The sequence below is a fragment of the Ralstonia flatus genome, from assembly GCF_958439105.1.
Classification (GTDB): domain Bacteria; phylum Pseudomonadota; class Gammaproteobacteria; order Burkholderiales; family Burkholderiaceae; genus Ralstonia; species Ralstonia flatus.
Window position 1 is genome coordinate 43,823 of the sequence record NZ_CAUDLI010000008.1, and the last position, 17,420, is coordinate 61,242.

A 17,420-nucleotide genomic window follows, 5' to 3' on the forward strand; every position below is an offset into this window, starting at 1 on the left:
CATGAACAAAAATGACTCGCGTCTGCGCCGTGCACGTCAGACCCGCCTGAAAATTGCGGAACTGAGCGTCGCCCGTCTGGCTGTGCACCGTACGAACCTGCACATTTATGCGCAGGTCTTCTCGGAAGATGGCACCAAGGTCCTGGCTTCGGCCTCGACTGCGGAAGCCGAAGTCCGCAAGGAACTGAACGGCAACGGTGGCAACACCGCTGCTGCCACCCTGGTGGGTAAGCGTATCGCTGAGAAGGCGAAGGCTGCCGGCATCGAAGCCGTGGCGTTCGATCGCTCGGGTTTCCGTTATCACGGTCGCGTGAAGGCTCTGGCCGACGCGGCACGCGAAGCTGGCCTGAAGTTCTAAGCCGGCATAGAGGATATCGTCATGGCAAAAATTCAACCTAAGGTCCAAGGGGACGAACGCGACGACGGTCTTCGCGAGAAGATGATCGCGGTCAACCGTGTGACCAAGGTGGTCAAGGGCGGCCGGATTCTCGGTTTCGCTGCTCTGACTGTGGTCGGCGACGGCGACGGCCGTATCGGCATGGGCAAGGGTAAGGCTAAGGAAGTCCCGGTGGCCGTGCAGAAGGCAATGGACGAAGCCCGTCGCAAGATGGTCAAGGTCCCGCTGAAGAACGGTACGCTGCAGCACGAAGTGGTTGGCAAGCATGGCGCCGCAAAGGTGCAAATGATGCCGGCGAAGGACGGTACTGGCGTGATCGCCGGCGGCCCGATGCGCGCCATCTTCGAAGTGATGGGCGTGACGAACATCGTGACCAAGTCGCACGGTTCGACCAATCCTTACAACATGGTGCGCGCAACGCTGGATGGCCTGCGCAAGATGAGCACCCCGGCCGAAGTTGCCGCCAAGCGTGGCAAGTCGGTCGAAGAGATCCTCGGCTAAGCCGAAGGGATAGGTGAACGATATGTCGCAGAAAACCGTGAAAGTCCAACTCGTGCGCAGCCTGATCGGTACGCGCGAAGACCACCGCGCCACGGTGCGCGGCCTGGGCCTGCGCCGCATGAACTCGGTGTCCGAATTGCAGGACACGCCCGCAGTGCGCGGCATGATCAACAAGGTGTCCTACCTGGTCAAGGTCATCGGCTAAGGCAAGACGGAGAAGAACATGCAACTGAATAACCTGAAGCCGGCAGCCGGCTCCAAGCACGCCAAGCGCCGCGTTGGTCGCGGTATTGGTTCGGGCCTGGGCAAGACGGCTGGTCGTGGTCACAAGGGTCAGAAGTCGCGTTCGGGTGGTTTCCACAAGGTCGGCTTTGAAGGCGGCCAGATGCCCCTGCATCGTCGTCTGCCCAAGCGTGGTTTCACCTCGCTGACCAAGGAATTCACCGCTGAAGTGCGTCTGGGCGACCTGGCGGGCCTGCCGATCGAAGAAATCGATCTGCTGTCCCTCAAGCAAGCCGGCCTCGTTGGCGAGATGGTCAAGAGCGCCAAGGTGATCCTGTCGGGCGAAATCGACAAGAAGGTAACTCTGAAGGGTATCGGCGCGACGGCTGGGGCGAAAGCTGCAATCGAAGCGGCTGGTGGCTCGCTGGCCTAATAGCCTGCTGTTTTACACTGACGGAGCATCCGTTTGGCCACGGCGAAACCTAATGTGATGGCCCAGGCCAAGAACACGGCCAAGTACGGCGATCTTCGCCGTCGGCTGGTGTTCCTGGTTCTGGCACTGCTGGTGTACCGGATCGGCGCGCACATTCCTGTGCCGGGTATCGATCCGGATCAACTGGCGCAGCTTTTCCAACGGCAGTCGGGCGGCATCCTCGGGATGTTCAACCTGTTCTCCGGCGGCGCGCTGTCGCGTTTCACGGTGTTTGCGCTGGGGATCATGCCGTACATCTCGGCGTCGATCATCATGCAGCTGCTGACGATCGTGTTGCCGCAGCTGGAATCGTTGAAGAAGGAAGGCCAAGCCGGCCAGCGCAAGATTACGCAGTACACGCGCTACGGTACGGTCGTCCTGGCAACGTTCCAGGCGCTGGGAATTGCAGTGGCACTCGAAGCGCAGCCGGGTCTGGTTTTGGATCCGGGTCTGATGTTCCGGGCCACCGCTGTGATTACGCTGGTGACGGGCACGATGTTCCTGATGTGGCTGGGTGAGCAGATCACCGAGCGTGGTCTGGGCAACGGGATCTCGATCATCATTTTCGGCGGGATTGCTGCAGGGCTGCCCAACGCGATCGGCGGGTTGTTTGAGCTGGTACGTACGGGGTCGATGGGGATTTTCTCAGCGATCCTGGTCGTGGCGATTATTGGTGCGGTGACGTTCCTGGTCGTGTTCATTGAACGTGGTCAGCGCAAGATCCTCGTCAACTACGCCAAGCGGCAGGTTGGTAACAAGATTTATGGCGGACAGTCGTCGCATTTGCCGCTGAAGTTGAATATGGCTGGGGTGATTCCGCCGATCTTCGCATCGTCGATCATTCTGTTCCCGGCCACGATCGCGGGCTGGTTTACAGCCGGTAACTCGACGAATCCGGTTGCACGGTTCGTCAAGGACTTGGCGGCGACGTTGTCGCCGGGTCAACCGGTGTACATCCTGCTGTATGCGGCGGCGATCATCTTCTTCTGTTTCTTCTACACCGCGCTGGTCTATAACAGCCGGGAAGTGGCGGATAACCTGAAGAAGAGTGGGGCGTTCATTCCGGGCATCCGTCCGGGCGAGCAAACCACGCGGTATATCGACAAGATTCTGGTGCGTCTGACCCTGGCGGGAGCGATCTATATCACGCTGGTGTGTCTGTTGCCGGAGTTCTTGGTGCTGCGCTGGAACGTGCCGTTCTACTTCGGTGGGACGTCCCTGTTGATCATCGTGGTCGTCACGATGGACTTCATGGCACAGGTGCAGTCCTACGTGATGTCTCAGCAGTACGAGTCTTTGATGAAGAAGGCGAATTTCAAGGGAAACCTGACGCTCCGCTAGGAGTGCTCGCACGAACCTGAAGGGACATGGCTAAAGATGACGTGATCCAGATGCAGGGCGAGGTACTGGAAAACCTCCCCAACGCAACGTTTCGCGTCAAGCTAGAGAACGGCCACGTAGTGTTAGGCCATATTTCCGGCAAGATGCGCATGCATTACATCCGCATCTTGCCCGGGGACAAGGTGACGGTCGAATTGACCCCGTATGATCTGTCCCGCGCGCGCATCGTATTCCGGGCGAAGTGAGCGGACTGGAATTGAAGGAAGAGGAAAATCATGAAAGTGCTGGCTTCTGTTAAGCGCATTTGCCGCAACTGCAAAATCATCAAGCGCAAGGGCGTGGTGCGTGTGATCTGCTCGTCGGACCCGCGTCATAAGCAGCGCCAAGGCTAATTTCGCAAAGAGGATTGACGAATGGCACGTATCGCAGGGGTCAATATCCCCAACCACAAACATACCGTGATTGGCTTGACGGCGATCTACGGTATCGGCCGCTCGCGCGCTCAGAAGATTTGCGAGGCTACTGGCATCCCGACCGACAAGAAGGTCAAGGACCTGACGGATCCGGACCAGGACGCGCTGCGTAAGGAGATCGAGAAGTTCCTCGTTGAAGGCGATCTCCGCCGCGAAACGACGATGAACATCAAGCGCCTGATGGATCTGGGCTGCTACCGTGGCGTGCGCCACCGCAAGGGCCTGCCGATGCGTGGTCAGCGTACCCGCACCAATGCCCGTACCCGTAAGGGTCCGCGCAAGGCCGGCGTCGCGCTCAAGAAGTAATCCGTCGGGTAAAGGATAGGAACTATGGCAAAAGCAGCGAATACCGCCGCCCAGCGCGCGCGTAAGAAGGTTCGCAAGAACGTCGCCGACGGCATCGCGCACGTTCACGCGTCGTTCAACAACACGATCATCACGATCACCGACCGTCAGGGCAACGCTCTGTCGTGGGCGACTTCGGGTGGCCAAGGCTTCAAGGGCTCGCGTAAGTCGACGCCGTTCGCCGCCCAGGTGGCTGCTGAGAGTGCTGGCCGCGTGGCGCAGGACCAAGGCATCAAGAACCTGGAAGTGCGCATCAAGGGCCCGGGCCCGGGTCGTGAATCGGCTGTCCGTGCACTGAACAACCTGGGTATCAAGATCCAGTTGATCGAAGACGTGACGCCGGTGCCGCACAACGGCTGCCGTCCGCCGAAGCGTCGTCGCATCTAAGCGATTCGACCGGCCGCGCCGCTGTTGGCGAGGTCGGTCTGCGGGTGCTATACTTGCCCGCTTGCCTGTCTTCCGGTTTTTCCGGAAGGCGGGTTTCGTCTTTTCATAAGCCCACTGTTCGCAGCGGTCCTGTTGCTGGGACTGAGCAAGCGAACCATCCGAGGCCTCTGCGCCCCGGATGACTGATAACGAAGGAACACAACGTGGCACGCTATACCGGCCCCAAGGCGAAACTGTCTCGCCGCGAAGGTACTGACCTTTTCCTGAAGAGCGCACGCCGCTCGCTCGCCGACAAGTGCAAGCTGGACAGCAAGCCTGGTCAGCACGGCCGCACTTCCGGCGCTCGCACCTCCGACTACGGCAACCAGCTGCGTGAAAAGCAGAAGGTCAAGCGCATCTACGGCGTGCTGGAACGTCAATTCCGCCGCTACTTCGCAGAAGCCGATCGCCGCAAGGGCAACACGGGCGAAACCCTGCTGCAACTGCTGGAGTCGCGTCTGGACAACGTCGTTTACCGCATGGGCTTCGGCTCGACGCGCGCAGAAGCTCGTCAGCTGGTGTCGCACAAGGCGATCCTGGTGAACGGCCAAGCTCTGAACGTTCCGTCGGCTCAGGTCAAGTCGGGCGACGTGATCGCCATCCGCGAAAAGTCGAAGAAGCAAGTGCGTATTGCTGAGTCGCTGACGCTGGCTGAGCAGACTGGCTTCCCGATCTGGGTGAGCGTGGACGCCAAGAAGATGGAAGGCGTCTTCAAGCAGGCTCCGGATCGTGCAGATATCGCTGGCGATATCAACGAAAGCCTGATCGTCGAACTGTATTCGCGTTAATGACGACGCCCGTACCGCAAGGTGCGGGTTCGTGTGCCTTTCTGGGGACGCTCATCGTCAACGACATTGCGTTCTTGCGCCGGCAGTACTCCGGTGCAGAGCCGATCCGATTCGTTACGTGCCGCAACGCGATTGCGGCACGTGCGTCTTCCGTCGCAATGTTTGTGATGGAACCTTTCCAGTCCAATCCGTCAGCCTTATCGGTGTAACGAGCCGAGGGTATTGAAATAGGACAACCTAATGCAAACAGCACTCCTGAAGCCCAAAATTATTGCGGTTGAGCCGCTTGGCGATCATCACGCGAAGGTCGTCATGGAACCGTTCGAGCGCGGCTACGGCCACACGCTCGGTAACGCGCTGCGCCGCGTGCTGCTGTCGTCGATGGTCGGCTATGCTCCGACCGAAGTCACGATCGCTGGGGTCGTCCACGAATATTCCACCATCGATGGCGTGCAGGAAGACGTCGTCAACCTGCTGCTGAACCTGAAGGGCGTGGTGTTCAAGCTGCACAACCGTGATGAAGTCACGGTGTCGCTGCGCAAGGAAGGCGAAGGTGTGGTGACCGCCGCCGATATCGAGCTGCCGCACGATGTCGAAATCATCAATCCGGGTCACGTCATCGCGAACCTGTCGGCAGGTGGCAAGCTGGACCTGCAACTGAAGGTCGAGCAAGGCCGGGGCTACGTGCCGGGCAACGTTCGCAAGTTCGGCGATGAGTCGAGCAAGGTCATCGGCCGTATCGTGCTGGACGCCTCGTTCGCGCCGGTGCGCCGCGTGTCGTACGCAGTTGAGTCTGCCCGTGTGGAGCAGCGAACTGACCTCGACAAGCTGGTGATGAACATCGAGACCAACGGTGTGATCTCGCCGGAAGAAGCGATTCGCCAGTCGGCTCGCATTCTGGTTGATCAACTGTCGGTGTTTGCTGCGCTGGAAGGTACCGAGAGCGCTGCTGAGGCCGCCGCCGCCCGCGCACCGCAGATCGATCCGATCCTGCTGCGTCCGGTCGACGATTTGGAACTGACCGTGCGTTCGGCCAACTGCCTGAAGGCCGAAAACATCTACTACATCGGCGACCTGATCCAACGTACCGAGAACGAACTGCTCAAGACCCCGAACCTGGGTCGGAAGTCGCTCAACGAGATCAAGGAAGTCCTCGCATCGCGTGGCCTGACGCTCGGCATGAAGCTCGAGAACTGGCCGCCGGCAGGTCTCGAGAAGTAAGTTGTCATTGTCGGCCGGTGCGAGAGCATCGGCCGGTTTTCCGCCATCGCTGTTTGGGTGGCTTATTGTCAAGGCTACCGGCCCGCGCCACGCCATGTTGTATGAGCGGCGGCGATAGAAGAGCTGGTTAAACACTTTTAAGAAGGAATCATCATGCGTCACCGTCATGGTTTGCGGAAACTGAACCGCACCTCGTCGCACCGTCTCGCGATGCTGCGCAACATGTCGAACTCGCTGCTGCAGCACGAGCTGATCAAGACCACCCTGCCGAAGGCCAAGGAGCTGCGCAAGGTTGTCGAGCCGCTGATCACGCTGGCCAAGAAGGACACCGTTGCCAACCGCCGTCTGGCATTCGCCCGCCTGCGCGACCGCGACATGGTTACCAAGCTGTTCAACGAGCTGGGCCCGCGTTTCGCCACCCGTCCGGGCGGCTACACCCGTATCCTGAAGTTCGGCTTCCGCCAAGGCGACAATGCGCCGATGGCACTGGTCGAGCTGCTCGATCGTCCGGAAGTTGCCGAAGCTGTGGAAGTCGACGGCGCTGCTGAATAAGCTTTGCCCAGGTTTGCCAGTGCGACATGGCGTCGCGCTGGGCAAGCTGCAGGATGCGTGCTTCTGTGCGCATTACAATGAAGCCAGGATTCACATCCTGGCTTTTTTGTTGCCCATTTTTTGCGTTTGCCTGTCGGAAAGCATCCGTGAGGTACCTATGTCTGCCGGAACCGAAGTGCTGCTGGTGCTGACCAACCTACCCGATGCCGACAGCGCGGATCGCGTAACCAAGGTCGTCCTGGAATCTCGTGCAGCAGCGTGCGTCAATCGCTTGCCGGCTTGTGCGTCGACGTATTGGTGGAATGGTGCGATCGAGCACGCTGCCGAGATTCCTCTGCTGATCAAGACCACGCGCGCAGCCTACCCGGCATTGGAAACCGCGCTGCGCGAGGCCCATCCGTACGAGGTCCCTGAGATCATCGCTGTGCCGCTCGCGGCCGGGTTGCCTGCGTATCTCGCGTGGGTCGCCGATGAAACGCGCCTGCGCTCCAACTGATGTTCGATTGCCGTTGATATGACTTTCTCTTCGTTCCGGTCCGTGCGGTGCATGGTGCAGTGCCTATTGCTGCTGGTCGCCATGGCGACGGTGTGCGTGTCCGCGCATGCTGCCGACGATTTCCTGCCGCCTGAACAGGCATTTCGCTTTTCGGCCGCGCAAGTCGATGGCCAAACTGTCGAAATCAAGTTCGCCATTGCCGATGGCTACTACATGTACCGCGAGCGTTTCGCGGTCGCGGCGGATCCGGCAACCACCACGCTGGCGCTTTCCGATATGCCGGCGGGCAAGGTCAAGTTCGACGAGACGTTCAACAAGGACGTCGAAACCTATCGCCATGAAGTCGCATTCCATGTAAAGACGCAGAACGCGACGGCGCCGTTCACATTGATCGTCACGTCGCAGGGGTGCGCGGATCAGGGCCTGTGTTATCCGCCGATGAAGAGCCGATTCCATGTCGAGCCTGCTGCAGCGTCGCCGAGCGCGTCGTCCGTGGGCAGTGGCGAGACCAGTTCCGGCGACGCACTCGGCCGCATCGCCAGCACGCTGGGCAGCGGCAACCTCGGCGCGATTGCGGCGTTGTTCTTCGGGCTCGGGCTGTTGCTGACCTTCACGCCGTGCGTGCTGCCAATGTTGCCGATCCTGTCGGCGATCGTTGTCGGCGAGCACGCGACGCGTTCCCGCGCCGCTTTCGTGTCGATTGCGTACGTGTTGGGTATGGCCGTGGTCTATACCGCGGTGGGCGTGGCAGCGGGCTTGGCGGGACAGGGCCTGCAAGCGGCGTTGCAGAACGCGTGGGTGCTGGGCGCATTCGCCGTATTGATGGTGGTGCTGTCGCTGTCGATGTTCGGTCTGTATGAATTGCAGTTGCCGGCGGCCTGGCGCGATCACCTGACAAAAGCCTCCAGCAAGCATGGTGGTGGCGAGATTGCGGGAGCAGTCGTGATGGGCGCGCTTTCGGCGTTGATCGTGTCGCCGTGCGTCACACCGGCATTGGCCGGCGCGCTGGCCTATATCGCGCAGACCGGCAACGCCGCGATCGGCGGTATGGCGCTGTTTGCAATGTCGATCGGCATGGGCGTGCCGCTTGTGCTCGTGGGTGTGGGGGCGGGCAATTTGCTGCCGCGCGCCGGTCATTGGCTGATCGTCACCAAGGCTGTGTTCGGTTTCATCCTGCTGGCTGTGGCGTTGTGGATTGTGCAGCCCGTGTTGCCCGCGTGGGCAGTGATGGTCGCGTGGGGCGGGTTGCTGATCGGCGCCGCCGTGTTTCTGCGGACCTTCGATTCGTTGCCCGACGGCGCTGGCAACGTGCAGCGCCTGGGCAAGGTTGCAGGGGTGGTGCTTGCGCTGGCGGGCGCCGCGCAACTGGTCGGTGTCGCCGCCGGCGGCCGCGATCCCCTCCAGCCGCTGTCCGGACTGGTTCGCGCGTCGGCAGGGACATCGGCGCAAGCCGAAACCCAGGGCGTGACATTTAAGCGCGTCAAGAGCATCACCGAACTCGACGCCGAAGTCCGCAATGCGAGTGCGTCCGGCCGTGCGGTGATGCTCGATTTCTACGCCGACTGGTGCGTCAGCTGCAAGGAAATGGAGCGCCTGACCTTTACCGATGCGCGGGTGCGCAAGGCGCTTGCCGATGTGGTGCTGCTGCAGGCCGACGTGACGGCCAACAATGCGGATGATCAAGCGCTGCTCAAGCGCTTCGGCTTGTTCGGCCCACCGGGCACGATCTTCTTCGATACGCACGGGCGTGAACTGAAGGCGCGCGTGGTGGGCTTTGAGCGTGCGGACACGTTTCTGGAAAGCCTGCGCCGCGCAATCGGCACGACGCAGGCGGTCAAGCCCACGGCTTGATTACGCGCGCAGCAGGCGGGCGGCGTCCAATGCGAAGTACGTCAGGATGCCATTCGCGCCGGCGCGCTTGAACGCCAGCAGCGATTCCAGCACGACCTTGTCGTGATCCAGCCAGCCGTTCTGCGCGGCGGCTTTCAACATCGCGTATTCCCCGCTGACCTGATAGACGTACGTGGGAAAGCGGAACTCGTCCTTCACGCGTCGCACGATATCGAGATACGGCATGCCGGGCTTGACCATCACCATGTCGGCGCCTTCGGCGATGTCGAGCGCCACTTCGCGCAGCGCCTCGTCCGAGTTGGCCGGGTCCATCTGGTAAGTCATCTTGTTGCTCTTGCCCAGATTGGCCGCCGAGCCGACCGCATCACGGAACGGGCCGTAGAACGCTGAAGCGTACTTTGCCGCGTAGGCCATGATGCGCGTGTAGATGTGATCGTCGTTCTCCAGCGCAAGGCGGATCGCGCCGATGCGGCCGTCCATCATGTCCGACGGTGCGACGATGTCCACGCCAGCCTCGGCTTGCACCAGCGCCTGGCGTATCAGAATGTCGACGGTCTCTTCGTTGAGCACGTAGCCATTGGCGTCGAGCACGCCGTCCTGGCCGTGGCTCGTGTACGGATCGAGCGCCACATCGGTCAGGATGCCCAGTTCAGGAAAGCGCGCCTTGAGGGCCTTCACCGCGCGCGGGATCAGGCCATCCGCATTGGCGGCCTCGATACCGTCCGGCGTCTTGAGGGAGGGCTCGATGACAGGGAACAGCGCCAGCACCGGAATGCCAAGCTGCACGCACTGCTCGGCCACGCTCAGCAACACATCGATCGACACGCGCTCCACGCCCGGCATCGACGGCACGGCCTGGCGCACGTTGGTGCCTTCGAGGATGAAAACGGGGTAGATCAGGTCGTCGGGAGTGAGGCGCGATTCGCGCATCATGCGGCGGGAGAAATCGTCGCGGCGCATGCGGCGCGGACGATGGTCGGGGAAGCTCGCGATCATTTCAGCAGACCCTAAGAACACACTGTGAAGTTTCGAAACCTTTGTCGCGATTATCCATCCTATGCACGGACAATGCGCCAGCGACGCTGATGCAGCGTCCCCCGCGGCTCCTCCCTGACGCGGGTTCCCATCGATGGCTCGATGGGGTCGTTACCCCCGTTGCGCGTTTGGCGACGGGGTTTTTTTTGCCTGTTCGGCTTGCGGCTGGGGCTCCAGCGCCTCGGGCAGGCACAGCCAGCCTGCGACAATTCGCTGCGCCTCTTCGATGCCGCGGCGCTTCAGGCTCGAGAACAACTGCACCGTCAGCGACACATCACCGTCGATCTGCGCACGGTAATCGGCCAGCACCTTGCGTGCCGCCATGAGCGCGCGCGAGGCGTCGTTGTTGGTCAGCTTGTCCGCCTTCGTGAGCAGCACGTGGATCGGCTTGCCCGTCGGCAGAAACCACTCGACCATCTGGCAATCGAGGTCGGTAAACGGACGGCGCGCGTCCATCATGATGACGAGCCCGGCAAGTTGCTGGCGCGCCTGGACGTAGTCGCCGAGCAGGTGAACCCAGTGCGATTTGGTCTCGCCGGGGGCTTCGGCATAGCCGTAACCGGGCAGGTCGACCAGGAAGCCGAGCGGGTCCTCCGCCTTGGCGGGCATCACCGAGAAGTAGTTGATGTGCTGCGTGCGGCCGGGCGTCTTACTGGAAAAAGCCAGCCGCTTCTGATTGCACAGGATGTTGATCGCGGTGGATTTGCCCGCGTTTGAGCGGCCCGCAAACGCGACTTCCGGCACGGCGGTCGCCGGTAAATCACGCAGATGATTGACGGTGATGAAGAAACGGGCTTGATGCAGGAGCGACATGCGCGGCAGTACCTGTAAACTGCAGTTCAGAACTGCGTGGTTGCTGCGCCGCGAGGTCGCATTGCAGAGGTGTTATTGTACAATACGGCGGTTTACGGACGTCCCCACCAGATCCGTCGCAGGACCGCCCCGAGGCCCGGGCCGGTCCGTTTTCATGCGCGGGACTGGCACGAGGAGAAGGGGGCGCCCGGCGCCGCAGGGTCCCGCATAGGGCGGCGCACGCAGCATTCGAAAACAATCTAAACAAGGTGTGCGAATGAACCGCATCGCGAACGTTTTTGCTGTCGCAGCGCTGTCCCTGGCATCGGCCTTCTCCGTGGCCCATGCCGAAGAGCAAAAAGTCGCCAAGGCCGACGCCGCGCGCGGCGAAACGATCTTCAACACCGGTGTGCCGGCCAATGGCGTGCCCGCGTGTACCAGTTGTCATGGCGCCGGCGGCAACAGCGCCATGAACGTCAACCCGAAGCTGGCCGGCCAGCACGCCGAATACATCGAAAAGCAGCTCAAGGATTTCAAGGCCAAGACGGACCGCAACCAGCCGGTGATGTCGCTGTATGCCGGCGCGCTGTCGGATCAGGACATGAAGGACATTGGCGCCTATCTGGGCAAGCAACCGGCTTGGAAGCCGGGTTCGGCCAAGAGCAAGGACACCATCGAACTGGGCCAGAAGCTGTATCGCGGCGGTGACGCCAAGCGCGGTATCGCGGCGTGCGCAGGCTGCCACGGCCCGACGGGTGCCGGCATCCCGGCGCAGTATCCGCGTATCGCAGGTCAGTTCTCTGAATACACCGAGGCTCAACTGGTTGCGTTCCAGAGCGGCGCCCGCAAGAACAGCGTACAGATGCACGACCTGGCCGGTCGCATGACGGCCCAGCAGATCAAGGCGGTGGCCGACTACATTGCCGGCCTGCGCTAATCTGCCGCACCCGGCCGTCATGTGACGGTCGCACAATCAATAAGAAGAACAGGGTGGCAATGCGCCTGGCATCGCCACCCTGTTTTCGTTTCTGAACAGGTTTCTTCCCCGCATGCCTTCGGTCTCCACTTCCGGCGTCCAGATCCGCTCCCGCCGTCGCGCGTTGCGCGAAACGGTCGAGCTGCTGTCGTCGATGCGCTTTGCGATCAGCCTGCTGACGGTGATCGCCATCGCCAGCGTGATCGGCACGGTGCTCAAGCAGAACGACCCGTATCCGAACTACGTCAACCAGTTTGGGCCGTTCTGGGCCGATGTATTCCGCTCGCTGACGCTGCCGACCGTCTATAGCGCGTGGTGGTTTCTGCTGATCCTGGCGTTCCTGGTGGTGTCGACCTCGCTGTGCATCGTGCGCAACGCCCCGAAGATGCTGGCCGACATGCGCGCCTGGCGCGAGAACGTGCGCGAGGGCAGCCTGCGCGCGTTCCATCATCGGGACGAATTTGACTCCCCAGTCGATACCGCCACCGTGACCGCACGCCTGGCCGCGCTTGCGCAGAACCGCGGCTTCCGTATCAAGGCGTTCGCCCGCGACGGTGGTGCGACGCTCATCGCGGCAAAGGCAGGGGCGGGCAACAAGATCGGCTACATCCTGGCGCATACGGCCATCGTCGTGATCTGCATCGGCGGCTTGCTCGACGGCGACATGATGATCCGCGCGCAGATGTGGTTTGGCGGCAAGTCGCCCATCAAGGGCAATGCGGTCATCAGCGATATCGGACCGGAGCATCGGCTGTCGACGTCGAACCCGGGCTTTCGCGGCAACGCTTTCGTGCCGGAAGGTTCGACGGTCAGCACGGCGATTCTGAACATTGCGGATGGCGCGCTGATCCAGGATCTGCCGTTCATGATCACGCTCAAGAAGTTCACCGTCGAGCATTACTCGACCGGCATGCCCAAGCTGTTCGCCAGCGACATCGTCGTGACCGACCGGCGCACCGGCAAGCAGACCGCTGCGCGCGTGGAGGTGAACAAGCCGTTTGTGTATGACGGCGTGGCGATCTATCAGTCGAGCTTTGAAGATGGCGGCTCCAAACTCAAGCTGATCGGCTATCCGATGCACGGTGACAACGCCAAGACGTTCGACATGTCGGGCGTCGTGGGCGAAAGCTCGAAGCTCACTGGCAAGGGCGGCGACTACACGGTCGAGTTCTCCGACTTCCGCCTGATGAATGTGGAAACGGTGACCGACGCCTCGGGCAAGCAGGACGCGCGCGGTGTCGGCAAGAAGGGCGGTGCGGAAAATGGTCTGCGCGCGGAGCTGGGCAACGTCACCAAGATGACGCGCGACCGCGATCTGCGCAACGTCGGCCCGTCCGTGCAGTACAAGCTGCGCGACGCCAACGGCCAGGCGCACGAGTTCAGCAACTACATGCTGCCGGTCACGCTCGATGGGCAATCGGTGTTCCTGGCCGGCATGCGCTCGCAGCCGGACGAGCCGTTCCGCTATCTGCGCATTCCCGCCGATGCGCAAGGCACCGTTGCCGACTGGATGCGCCTGCGCGCCGCGCTGCAGAATCCGGCGATGCGCGGCGAAGCGGCACGCCGGTTTGCGGTGCTCTCCATGCCCGGCGAAGAGCGCACGGAACTGCGCAAACAGTTGACGGAAAGTGCGCGTCGCGCGCTCGACCTTTTTGCCGGCGCTGCCGATGCCAAGGACGGCGCCTCCGTCGGTGCGCAGGGTGGTTTTGCCGCGGTCGCCACGTTCCTGCAGAAGTCGGTGCCCGAAGGCGAGCGAGAGAAGGCGGCCGATGTGCTGATGAAGATCATCAACAGCTCGATGTGGGAACTGTGGCAACTCGCCCGCGCGCAGGACGGCCAACCGGCACCCACCGTGGATGCCGCGGGCAGCCAGTGGTTGCAGAGCGCCATCAACGCGCTGTCGGACAACGTCTTCTACGGCGCACCGGTCTATCTGCAGTTGAGCGACTTCCAGCAGGTGCAGGCCAGCGTGTTCCAGCTCACACGTGCGCCGGGGAAAAACATCGTGTATCTTGGGTCGTTGCTGCTGGTGCTGGGCGTGTTTTCCATGTTCTACGTGCGAGAGCGCCGCTGGTGGCTGTGGATCCGGCCGCAATCCGGCCAGGCCAACGAAAGCGCCTCCGGCGCACATGTGCTGACCGCCATGTCGACCATGCGCCGCACGCTCGACTTCGACCGCGAGTTCGAGCGCCTCAAGCACGATATCCGTGCCGCGGCAGGCGCCCCAGCCGCCCTCGATGCCGCCAGTGCAGCGAGCATCGACCCCAAACCAACGAAGTGAGCAGGTGATGGAAGCGACCAATCCCCAAACGACCGTGGCGAGCGCTGATCTGGGTGCGCTGCAGCGTCCGTCGTATTTCCGCCGCCTGGGCTGGTTTGACTGGCTGTTTGCTGCAATGCTGGCCGCCGGCGCCGGTTACGCCTTCTCGCGCTACGGCGCCTACATGGACGGCTACGAACGCGGCATTCTCATTGCCGCCGTGCCCGCCTTCGCATGGCTGGGCTGGACGTGGAAGCCGGTGCGCGTGCTGACGATCGGCATCGCCGTGTTGTCGCTGTTCGGTATCTCGCAGTACGCCGGCGCCAATGGCCCGGATCTCGCCCGCGCCGAGCACGCCTTCTTCCTCAAGTACTTCCTCGCCAGCCAGTCGGCCATCCTGTGGATGAGTGCGCTGATCTTCCTGTCCACGCTGTTTTTCTGGATTGGGCTGGCGCTGCGCTGGGAAGCGGGCGGGGCCATCGGCAGCAAGCTGTGCTGGGCAGCGGTGGTGCTGGGCCTGACCGGCATGCTGGTGCGATGGTACGAGTCGTACCTGGTCGGCGCTGACATCGGCCACATCCCCATCTCGAATCTGTACGAGGTGTTCATCCTCTTTACGTTGATCACCTCGCTCTTCTATCTGTACTACGAGCAGCGTTACAAGACGCGCGCGCTGGGCCCCTTCGTGATGCTGGTGGTGTCGGCCGCCGTGGGCTTTCTGTTGTGGTACACGGTGTCGCGCGGCGCGCAGGAGATCCAGCCGCTGGTGCCGGCGTTGCAGAGCTGGTGGATGAAGATCCACGTCCCCGCCAATTTCATCGGTTACGGCACGTTCGCCCTGTCGGCCATGGTGGGCTCGGCTTATCTGCTGAAGGAGCGCGGCGTGCTGGCCGATCGTCTGCCGTCGCTCGAAGTCCTGGACGACGTGATGTATAAGGCCATCACCGTCGGCTTCGCGTTCTTCACCATCGCCACGATTCTCGGCGCGCTGTGGGCGGCCGACGCCTGGGGTGGCTACTGGAGCTGGGATCCGAAGGAAACCTGGGCGCTGATCGTCTGGCTGAACTACGCGGCGTGGCTGCACATGCGCCTGATGAAGGGTCTGCGCGGTCGCATGGCCGCCTGGTGGGCACTGATCGGCTTGCTGGTGACGACGTTCGCCTTCCTGGGCGTGAACATGTTCCTCTCGGGCCTGCACAGCTACGGCGAGCTGTAAGCCGTCAGTCACAAAAAAATCTCAGCGGACTGGAATAAAGACGCGCCTGGCGTGTTTACTGCTCAGTGAGGGCGCGATCGGCGTGCCCCTCCATCCAAGGAGAACAAGATGAGCCAGTCCGCAGCTTCCCAGAAGTGGTTCAACTCGCGCACCGCGCTGGCCAGCGCCGCGCTGCTCGCCGCCCTCGGTTTGGCGGGCTGCAGCGGCATGGGCATGGGGATGTCGTCCACGCCGTCCGCCGTGAAGGTGACCAACGGCACGCTGACCGATCAACACGGCATGGCGCTCTACACGTTCGACCGCGACGCCACGGCCGGCAAGAGCGCCTGCAACGGCAAGTGCGCCGACAACTGGCCGCCGCTGGCTGCCAATGACGCCGACAAGCCCTCCGGCGACTACACCATCATCACGCGCGACGACGGCAAGAAGCAGTGGGCCTATCGCGGCAAGCCGCTTTACCTCTGGACCAAGGACAAGATGCCGGGCGACCAGACCGGCGACGGCTTCATGAACGTTTGGCACATCGCCAAACCGTAAGCACGCCGCCGTCGCTCACGCCGCCATGTCCGATCTGGCCAGCCGGCTGATTGCGCTCACGCCACGCCTGCGCCGACACGCACGCGGCCTGGTGCGTGACGCGAGCCGTGCCGACGATCTCCTCCAGGACACATTGGAACGCGCCTGGCGTTACCGCTGGCGCTTCCAGCTGCGGCCGAGGTTGGGCCCGCTCGGTGCGATCGGCGCGAAGGATGAAAGCGACGGGCTGTTTGCCTGGCTCCTGACGATGATGCACCGGCTCCACCTGAATGCCGTGCGCCGGCCTGACCGGATCGAGCTGAGCGACGCACCCCCGGAGATTCCCGTCGATGACGACCCCGGCTTGCGCCGCGACCTGCTGCGCGCGCTGGCGACGTTGCCCGAAGACCAGCGCGCAGTATTGCTGCTCGTCGGTCTGGAGCAATTCGCCTACAAGGAAGCCGCCGACGTGCTGGGCGTGCCGGTCGGCACGGTGATGTCGCGGCTGTCGCGGGCGCGCGAGCGGATGCGTGTCGCGCTCGAGGGAGCGCCCGCCGCATCGGGTGCAATTGCGGCATCCGGCGATGCCAGCAGCGCAATGCTGCACCGCGTGAAGTGAGGCTCGCCATGTCCTCCAATTCCATTCATATCGACGAACTCCATGCGTATGCCGACGGCCGTCTGCCTGCGGCGCGCCGTGCTGCGGTGGAGGCTTATCTTGCCGCGCACCCCGGGGTCGCGGCTGAAGTTGCGGCTTGGCGCGAGACGGACGCGCAATTGCATCGCGCGCTCGATCCGCTGCTCAACGAACCGGTGCCGCAGCGTCGCATTCCGGCAGCGATCCTTGCGGCAGCACGTCGCCCCACGGCCGGCGGCTTCGGCGCGACGCGCGGCTGGGGCGTGGCGGCGCTCAGCGTGGCGTGTCTGGCCATCGGTTCCGGGGCGGGCTGGCTGAGCCGAGGTGCCGTCGAACGCACCCTGCCCATGCAACGGTTCGCCAACGATGCCCTCGTTTCGCACGTCGTCTTTTCGCCGGAGTCCAAACACATCGTGGAAGTGCCGGCCGACGAAGAGGCGCATCTGGTCACGTGGCTATCGCGCCGGCTTGACGCACAACTGCACGTGCCTGATCTGACATCGCTGGGCTACCGGCTCATCGGCGGGCGCCAGACGGTGGTGGCCGATGCGCCCACGGCCATGCTGATGTACGAGGGGCCGGGCGGCACGCGCATCTCCGTGCAGCTGCGGCGCATGCCGAACAACCGCGATACCGGCTTCCGGCTGGAGACGCTCGCGCCCGACAACCGTGTGCTGCAAGCAATCCATCCTGCGGCCGATCATCCGCCGCCGATGGCGTTCTATTGGGCCGATCACGGCCTGGGATTTGCGGTCGCCGGCCCGCTTGCCCGGGCGCAGTTGCTGGAAGTGGCGCAAGTCGTCTTTCGGCAGTACAGCGAATTCACCGGGCCGGCGTCGCGCAAGGAATAGCGCTACTTTTTTTTTTCGCTACGCGCTGTCAGGTCGGCAGCGCTGGCACGAC

22 protein-coding genes are annotated in these 17,420 nt (G+C 62.7%); 20 read left to right on the forward strand and 2 right to left on the reverse strand.

The features are described from left to right. Window position 1 precedes the first annotated feature (1 nt). From rplR to dsbD, 14 genes are all read left to right on the forward strand, one after another. Window positions 2-358, forward strand: a complete 357-nt coding sequence (gene rplR, locus R2676_RS17925; RefSeq protein ID WP_004634492.1) for a 50S ribosomal protein L18 — start codon at window positions 2-4, stop codon at window positions 356-358. 21 nt (window positions 359-379) lie between these two features. Next, window positions 380-898: a 30S ribosomal protein S5 gene (rpsE, locus tag R2676_RS17930; protein ID WP_004634493.1), complete on the forward strand. Its 519-nt coding sequence runs from the start codon at window positions 380-382 to the stop codon at window positions 896-898. A 22-nt stretch (window positions 899-920) separates the two neighbouring features. Continuing rightward, window positions 921-1,103: a 50S ribosomal protein L30 gene (gene rpmD / locus R2676_RS17935; protein ID WP_003264137.1), complete on the forward strand. Its 183-nt coding sequence runs from the start codon at window positions 921-923 to the stop codon at window positions 1,101-1,103. An 18-nt stretch (window positions 1,104-1,121) separates the two neighbouring features. Beyond that, window positions 1,122-1,553 (forward strand): 50S ribosomal protein L15, encoded by a 432-nt coding sequence (rplO, locus tag R2676_RS17940; protein ID WP_024977880.1) that lies wholly within the window; start codon window positions 1,122-1,124, stop codon window positions 1,551-1,553. 57 nt (window positions 1,554-1,610) lie between these two features. Beyond that, window positions 1,611-2,933, forward strand: coding sequence for a preprotein translocase subunit SecY (gene secY, locus R2676_RS17945; protein ID WP_206274156.1), 1,323 nt, complete (start codon window positions 1,611-1,613; stop codon window positions 2,931-2,933). 26 nt (window positions 2,934-2,959) lie between these two features. Continuing rightward, window positions 2,960-3,178, forward strand: coding sequence for a translation initiation factor IF-1 (gene infA / locus R2676_RS17950; RefSeq protein WP_003264140.1), 219 nt, complete (start codon window positions 2,960-2,962; stop codon window positions 3,176-3,178). Window positions 3,179-3,208: 30 nt separating this feature from the next. After that, window positions 3,209-3,325 carry a 50S ribosomal protein L36 gene (rpmJ, locus tag R2676_RS17955; protein WP_003264141.1) on the forward strand — a complete coding sequence of 39 codons (117 nt, stop codon included), beginning with the start codon at window positions 3,209-3,211 and terminating at the stop codon, window positions 3,323-3,325. A gap of 21 nt (window positions 3,326-3,346) precedes the next feature. Continuing rightward, the gene (rpsM, locus tag R2676_RS17960; RefSeq protein ID WP_004634501.1) at window positions 3,347-3,712 is read left to right on the forward strand and encodes a 30S ribosomal protein S13; all 366 of its coding nucleotides are present in this window, start codon (window positions 3,347-3,349) and stop codon (window positions 3,710-3,712) included. A 24-nt stretch (window positions 3,713-3,736) separates the two neighbouring features. Next, window positions 3,737-4,138, forward strand: coding sequence for a 30S ribosomal protein S11 (gene rpsK / locus R2676_RS17965; protein WP_003264143.1), 402 nt, complete (start codon window positions 3,737-3,739; stop codon window positions 4,136-4,138). Window positions 4,139-4,341: 203 nt separating this feature from the next. Next, window positions 4,342-4,965 (forward strand): 30S ribosomal protein S4, encoded by a 624-nt coding sequence (gene rpsD / locus R2676_RS17970; protein ID WP_027680270.1) that lies wholly within the window; start codon window positions 4,342-4,344, stop codon window positions 4,963-4,965. A gap of 240 nt (window positions 4,966-5,205) precedes the next feature. After that, the gene (locus R2676_RS17975) at window positions 5,206-6,186 is read left to right on the forward strand and encodes a DNA-directed RNA polymerase subunit alpha (protein ID WP_004634508.1); all 981 of its coding nucleotides are present in this window, start codon (window positions 5,206-5,208) and stop codon (window positions 6,184-6,186) included. A 153-nt stretch (window positions 6,187-6,339) separates the two neighbouring features. Beyond that, window positions 6,340-6,738: a 50S ribosomal protein L17 gene (gene rplQ, locus R2676_RS17980; RefSeq protein WP_024977878.1), complete on the forward strand. Its 399-nt coding sequence runs from the start codon at window positions 6,340-6,342 to the stop codon at window positions 6,736-6,738. 157 nt (window positions 6,739-6,895) lie between these two features. After that, a complete protein-coding gene (gene cutA, locus R2676_RS17985) occupies window positions 6,896-7,234 on the forward strand; it encodes a divalent-cation tolerance protein CutA (RefSeq protein ID WP_206274133.1) in 339 nt (112 codons plus the stop codon). A gap of 18 nt (window positions 7,235-7,252) precedes the next feature. Then, window positions 7,253-9,085, forward strand: a complete 1,833-nt coding sequence (dsbD, locus tag R2676_RS17990) for a protein-disulfide reductase DsbD (RefSeq protein WP_206274132.1) — start codon at window positions 7,253-7,255, stop codon at window positions 9,083-9,085. On the opposite strand, the gene hemB is transcribed toward dsbD, so the two are convergent. Both hemB and yihA read right to left on the reverse strand, forming a co-directional pair. Further along, window positions 9,086-10,081: a porphobilinogen synthase gene (hemB, locus tag R2676_RS17995; RefSeq protein WP_410482461.1), complete on the reverse strand. Its 996-nt coding sequence runs from the start codon at window positions 10,079-10,081 to the stop codon at window positions 9,086-9,088. 150 nt (window positions 10,082-10,231) lie between these two features. Next, window positions 10,232-10,933: a ribosome biogenesis GTP-binding protein YihA/YsxC gene (gene yihA, locus R2676_RS18000; RefSeq protein ID WP_012763149.1), complete on the reverse strand. Its 702-nt coding sequence runs from the start codon at window positions 10,931-10,933 to the stop codon at window positions 10,232-10,234. A gap of 256 nt (window positions 10,934-11,189) precedes the next feature. Between yihA and R2676_RS18005 the strand changes: the two genes are divergently transcribed. The 6 genes from R2676_RS18005 (at window position 11,190) to R2676_RS18030 (ending at window position 17,368) form a co-directional block, all read left to right on the forward strand. Further along, window positions 11,190-11,849 carry a c-type cytochrome gene (locus tag R2676_RS18005; protein ID WP_206274131.1) on the forward strand — a complete coding sequence of 220 codons (660 nt, stop codon included), beginning with the start codon at window positions 11,190-11,192 and terminating at the stop codon, window positions 11,847-11,849. Between the two features lie 112 nt (window positions 11,850-11,961). Further along, window positions 11,962-14,169: a cytochrome c biogenesis protein ResB gene (locus tag R2676_RS18010; RefSeq protein WP_206274130.1), complete on the forward strand. Its 2,208-nt coding sequence runs from the start codon at window positions 11,962-11,964 to the stop codon at window positions 14,167-14,169. A gap of 7 nt (window positions 14,170-14,176) precedes the next feature. After that, entirely contained in the window at window positions 14,177-15,364 is a 1,188-nt protein-coding gene (ccsB, locus tag R2676_RS18015; protein WP_206274129.1) for a c-type cytochrome biogenesis protein CcsB, read from the forward strand. A gap of 108 nt (window positions 15,365-15,472) precedes the next feature. Beyond that, a complete protein-coding gene (locus tag R2676_RS18020; RefSeq protein ID WP_206274128.1) occupies window positions 15,473-15,901 on the forward strand; it encodes a COG4315 family predicted lipoprotein in 429 nt (142 codons plus the stop codon). A 25-nt stretch (window positions 15,902-15,926) separates the two neighbouring features. Further along, window positions 15,927-16,499, forward strand: coding sequence for an RNA polymerase sigma factor (locus tag R2676_RS18025; RefSeq protein WP_206274127.1), 573 nt, complete (start codon window positions 15,927-15,929; stop codon window positions 16,497-16,499). Window positions 16,500-16,507: 8 nt separating this feature from the next. After that, window positions 16,508-17,368 carry an anti-sigma factor family protein gene (locus R2676_RS18030; RefSeq protein WP_206274126.1) on the forward strand — a complete coding sequence of 287 codons (861 nt, stop codon included), beginning with the start codon at window positions 16,508-16,510 and terminating at the stop codon, window positions 17,366-17,368. Window positions 17,369-17,420 lie beyond the last annotated feature (52 nt).

What these genes read in the sequence shown, in the direction of transcription:
- rplR (WP_004634492.1), top strand. Translation starts at nt 2, where the DNA reads ATGAACAAAAATGACTCGCGTCTGCGCCGTGCACGTCAGACCCGCCTG.
- rpsE (WP_004634493.1), top strand. Translation starts at nt 380, where the DNA reads ATGGCAAAAATTCAACCTAAGGTCCAAGGGGACGAACGCGACGACGGT.
- rpmD (WP_003264137.1), top strand. Translation starts at nt 921, where the DNA reads ATGTCGCAGAAAACCGTGAAAGTCCAACTCGTGCGCAGCCTGATCGGT.
- rplO (WP_024977880.1), top strand. Translation starts at nt 1,122, where the DNA reads ATGCAACTGAATAACCTGAAGCCGGCAGCCGGCTCCAAGCACGCCAAG.
- secY (WP_206274156.1), top strand. Translation starts at nt 1,611, where the DNA reads ATGGCCCAGGCCAAGAACACGGCCAAGTACGGCGATCTTCGCCGTCGG.
- infA (WP_003264140.1), top strand. Translation starts at nt 2,960, where the DNA reads ATGGCTAAAGATGACGTGATCCAGATGCAGGGCGAGGTACTGGAAAAC.
- rpmJ (WP_003264141.1), top strand. Translation starts at nt 3,209, where the DNA reads ATGAAAGTGCTGGCTTCTGTTAAGCGCATTTGCCGCAACTGCAAAATC.
- rpsM (WP_004634501.1), top strand. Translation starts at nt 3,347, where the DNA reads ATGGCACGTATCGCAGGGGTCAATATCCCCAACCACAAACATACCGTG.
- rpsK (WP_003264143.1), top strand. Translation starts at nt 3,737, where the DNA reads ATGGCAAAAGCAGCGAATACCGCCGCCCAGCGCGCGCGTAAGAAGGTT.
- R2676_RS17975 (WP_004634508.1), top strand. Translation starts at nt 5,206, where the DNA reads ATGCAAACAGCACTCCTGAAGCCCAAAATTATTGCGGTTGAGCCGCTT.
- rplQ (WP_024977878.1), top strand. Translation starts at nt 6,340, where the DNA reads ATGCGTCACCGTCATGGTTTGCGGAAACTGAACCGCACCTCGTCGCAC.
- cutA (WP_206274133.1), top strand. Translation starts at nt 6,896, where the DNA reads ATGTCTGCCGGAACCGAAGTGCTGCTGGTGCTGACCAACCTACCCGAT.
- dsbD (WP_206274132.1), top strand. Translation starts at nt 7,253, where the DNA reads ATGACTTTCTCTTCGTTCCGGTCCGTGCGGTGCATGGTGCAGTGCCTA.
- hemB (WP_410482461.1), bottom strand. Translation starts at nt 10,081, where the DNA reads ATGATCGCGAGCTTCCCCGACCATCGTCCGCGCCGCATGCGCCGCGAC.
- yihA (WP_012763149.1), bottom strand. Translation starts at nt 10,933, where the DNA reads ATGTCGCTCCTGCATCAAGCCCGTTTCTTCATCACCGTCAATCATCTG.
- R2676_RS18005 (WP_206274131.1), top strand. Translation starts at nt 11,190, where the DNA reads ATGAACCGCATCGCGAACGTTTTTGCTGTCGCAGCGCTGTCCCTGGCA.
- R2676_RS18010 (WP_206274130.1), top strand. Translation starts at nt 11,962, where the DNA reads ATGCCTTCGGTCTCCACTTCCGGCGTCCAGATCCGCTCCCGCCGTCGC.
- ccsB (WP_206274129.1), top strand. Translation starts at nt 14,177, where the DNA reads ATGGAAGCGACCAATCCCCAAACGACCGTGGCGAGCGCTGATCTGGGT.
- R2676_RS18020 (WP_206274128.1), top strand. Translation starts at nt 15,473, where the DNA reads ATGAGCCAGTCCGCAGCTTCCCAGAAGTGGTTCAACTCGCGCACCGCG.
- R2676_RS18025 (WP_206274127.1), top strand. Translation starts at nt 15,927, where the DNA reads ATGTCCGATCTGGCCAGCCGGCTGATTGCGCTCACGCCACGCCTGCGC.
- R2676_RS18030 (WP_206274126.1), top strand. Translation starts at nt 16,508, where the DNA reads ATGTCCTCCAATTCCATTCATATCGACGAACTCCATGCGTATGCCGAC.